Origin of the sequence: Mycobacterium sp., from assembly GCF_035653355.1 — a bacterium.
Classification (GTDB): Bacteria; Actinomycetota; Actinomycetes; order Mycobacteriales; family Mycobacteriaceae; genus Mycobacterium.
Genome location: NZ_DASRBZ010000585.1, coordinates 1 through 3,458, shown reverse-complemented (window position 1 = coordinate 3,458; position 3,458 = coordinate 1). Strand labels below are relative to the sequence as shown.

Here is a 3,458-nt window from a genome sequence, read left to right as displayed (position 1 = left end):
AACCGGACGCTGAAATACGGTGTCAAGACAGGCTTTTCGGTTGCCGGTGCCACCAGCCGTCAGTTCAAGCGAGTCCAAGGCCTTCGCGGCGGCCCCACCCGGCTGAAGGCCAGCGGCAAGGACTACTTCGACCTGACTCCCGACGATGACCAGAAACTGATTGTCGAAACGGTCGACGAGTTCGCCCAGGAGATTCTGCGCCCGGCCGCGGCCGAAGCCGATGAGGCCGCGAAGTATCCACCGGACTTGATCGCGAAGGCAGCCGAGCTCGGCGTCACCGCGGTGAACGTTCCTGAAGATTTCGAGGGCATCGCCGCCCATCGCTCCAGCGTGACCAACGTCCTGGTGGCTGAGGCACTGGCCTACGGCGACATGGGGCTCGCGCTGCCGATTCTGGCGCCCGGCGGTGTGGCGTCGGCACTCACCCACTGGGGCAGCGCCGACCAGCAGGCCACCTATCTCAAGGAGTTCGCGGGTGAGAATGTCCCGCAGGCCTGCGTCGCGATCGCCGAACCGCAGCCACTGTTCGATCCGACCAATCTGAAGACCACCGCCACGCGCACCCCGAGCGGCTATCGCCTGAACGGAGTGAAGTCATTGGTGCCGGCTGCCGCCGACGCCGAGCTGTTCATCGTCGGTGCGCAGCTGAGTGGCAAGCCGGCCCTGTTCATCGTCGAGTCGTCCACTAACGGTCTGACCGTGAAGCCCGACCCCAGCATGGGCATTCGCGCGGCGGCTTTGGGTCAGGTTGAGCTCGATCACGTGTCGGTGCCGCTGAGCGCCCGGCTGGGCGAGGATGACGCCAACGACGACGACTACGCGGAGGCGATCGCGCTGTCCCGGCTCGGCTGGGCGGCACTGGCGGTCGGCACCTCGCACGCGGTGCTCGACTACGTCGTCCCCTACGTCAAGGAACGCGAAGCTTTCGGCGAGCCGATTGCCCGCCGGCAGTCGGTGGCGTTCATGTGCGCCAACATCGCCATCGAGCTCGACGGCCTGCGGATGATCACGTGGCGCGGTGGGGCACGTGCGGAGCAGGGCCTGCCGTTCACCCGCGAAGCGGCGCTGGCCAAGCGGCTCGGCGCGGACAAGGGCATGCAGATCGGCCTCGACGGCGTACAGCTGCTCGGCGGCCACGGCTACACCAAGGAACACCCCGTCGAGCGCTGGTACCGCGACCTGCGAGCCATCGGCGTCGCCGAGGGCATTGTAGTTATCTAGGTCGTCATCTAATTCGCAAGCGAAAGACCAACCATGGCAATCAATCTGGAACTTCCCCGCAAGATGCACTCGGTGATCGACAAGGCACATCAGGGTGCCGCCGAAATGATGCGGCCGATCGCCCGCAAATACGACCTGAACGAACACGCCTATCCGGTCGAGCTCGACACGCTGGCCCAACTGTTCATGGGTGCCGCCGAGTCGAACACGTTGGGACTCACCGGGGCCGAGGCGTTCCGTGAGGGCGAGGGCAAGGAAGAAAACCGCAACGGCCCCAACATGGCAGCGGTGCTGCAGACGATCGAAGCCAGCTGGGGCGACGCGGCGATGATGCTCTCGATGCCCTACCAAGGCCTGGGCAACGCCACGATCTCCGGGCTGGCCACCGACGAGCAGCTGCAGCGGCTGGGCAAGGTGTGGGCGGCGATGGCGATCACCGAACCCGGATTCGGGTCGGACTCGGCCGCGGTGTCGACGACCGCCAGGCTCGACGGCGATGAATACGTGATCAACGGCGAAAAGATCTTCGTCACCGCCGGTTCGCGGGCCACCCACATCGTGGTGTGGGCGACGCTGGACAAGTCGAAAGGCCGAGCCGCGATCAAGCCGTTCATCGTGCCGCGCGAGCATCCGGGCGTCACCGTCGAGCGGCTCGAGAAGAAGCTCGGCATCAAGGGCTCCGACACGGCTACCATCCGCTTCGACAACGTCCGCATCCCCCAAGAGAACCTGCTGGGCAGCCCGGAAATAGACACCAGCAAGGGCTTCGGCGGCGTGATGGAGACGTTCGACAACACCCGCCCGATCGTCGCCGCCATGGCCATCGGGATCGCCCGTGCCGCATTGGAAGAGCTGCGCAAGATTTTGACCGACGCCGGGGTGGAGATCTCCTACCACAAGCCGTGGCATGCGCAAAGTGCGTCTGCGGCAGAGTTTTTGCGGATGGAGGCCGACTGGGAAGCCAGCTACCTATTGGCGCTGCGTTCGGCGTGGCAGGCCGACAACAGTATCCCGAACTCCAAAGAAGCGTCGATGGGCAAGGCCAAGGCCGGCCGGGTGGCCAGCGACATCACCCTCAAGGCGGTCGAATTGACCGGCACCACAGGGTATTCCGAGCAGACTTTGTTCGAGAAGTGGGCGCGCGATTCGAAGATCATGGACATCTTCGAGGGCACTCAGCAGATCCAGCAGCTGGTGGTCGCCCGCCGTCTGTTGGGCCTGTCGTCGTCGGAACTCAAGTAGGGTTGCCGAGCCGACGCGAAAGCCCCGGGTTTCGCTGAAATCGGGGCTTTAGCGTGTGTTCGCGGCGTTGTTGGGCTTCCGAGCGCATCACGGCTAACCTCAGGATGCTCGGCGGCCTCTTCAGCCGCTCCCACCAGGGATTGATGCCTTCTCCAACTTGATGTCGTATGTAGTATCACCGCGGACCCGAATGCGTGCCGGTGCTCCTGTTGAGCATGCCTGCCGGTTATCCACAGCCCGACAACGAACGCACGGATGTGTCCGTCACCCGGCTTAGCATGCGGTCATGACGAACTGGATCAATACGGTCAGCCGTGACCATGTCGAGCAGGGGGTCCGCGGTCGCTTCACCCAGGCCAACCACGGCAAGCCGCACATGCTTCGCAAGATGGCTCGAGGCGACTGGATCATCTTCTACTCACCCAAGACGGCCTATCCCGACGGTGAGCCGCTTCAGGCCTTCACCGCCATCGGCCAAGTCGCCGATGACGAGCCATACCAAGTGGAGATGACGCCTGACTTCCAGCCGTGGCGTCGCAACGTCGACTTCCTCGAGTGCACCGAGACGCCGATCCGACCACTCATCGACCACCTCGACTTCATCGAGGACAAGGCTCGATGGGGCTACAAGTTCCGATTCGGGGTATTCAAGATCGACGATCACGACCTGAAGGTGATCCGCTCAGCGATGACCAGCACATGAACTGCGAAGCGAGCGTCGGTCACTGAGCAATACCCCAATCAGTTTGCGAAATCGGTGGTTCCGCGCCTGGCGGCGGCGAGGAGCCCGCTCATGCGATGCCGACAAAATCGTGACATCGCTGTCAGTGTCGTCGAAGTGATCCACGTTGTAGTGGAGAAGGCCCCGCGAGCCCCCCGAAGACGACGTCGGGATCCACGCGACGCCTCATAGCCGGAGGTCAACCAGACAACCGCGCGGTCGAGTGCCGGCACATCTCATTAATGCGATCTCGCCAGTCGCAACAAGCAAAGCG

3 protein-coding genes are annotated in these 3,458 nt (G+C 63.7%); all 3 read left to right on the top strand.

Annotated elements, in window-relative coordinates:
- Window positions 1–1,221 (top strand): acyl-CoA dehydrogenase family protein (locus VFA16_RS20165; protein WP_324969526.1); only part of this gene is annotated, 1,221 nt, incomplete at its 5' end.
- Between the two features lie 33 nt (window positions 1,222–1,254).
- Window positions 1,255–2,463 (top strand): acyl-CoA dehydrogenase family protein, encoded by a 1,209-nt coding sequence (locus tag VFA16_RS20160; RefSeq protein ID WP_324969525.1) that lies wholly within the window; start codon window positions 1,255–1,257, stop codon window positions 2,461–2,463.
- Window positions 2,464–2,749: 286 nt separating this feature from the next.
- Window positions 2,750–3,166, top strand: coding sequence for an EVE domain-containing protein (locus tag VFA16_RS20155; protein WP_324969524.1), 417 nt, complete (start codon window positions 2,750–2,752; stop codon window positions 3,164–3,166).
- The last annotated feature ends 292 nt before the right edge of the window (window positions 3,167–3,458 follow it).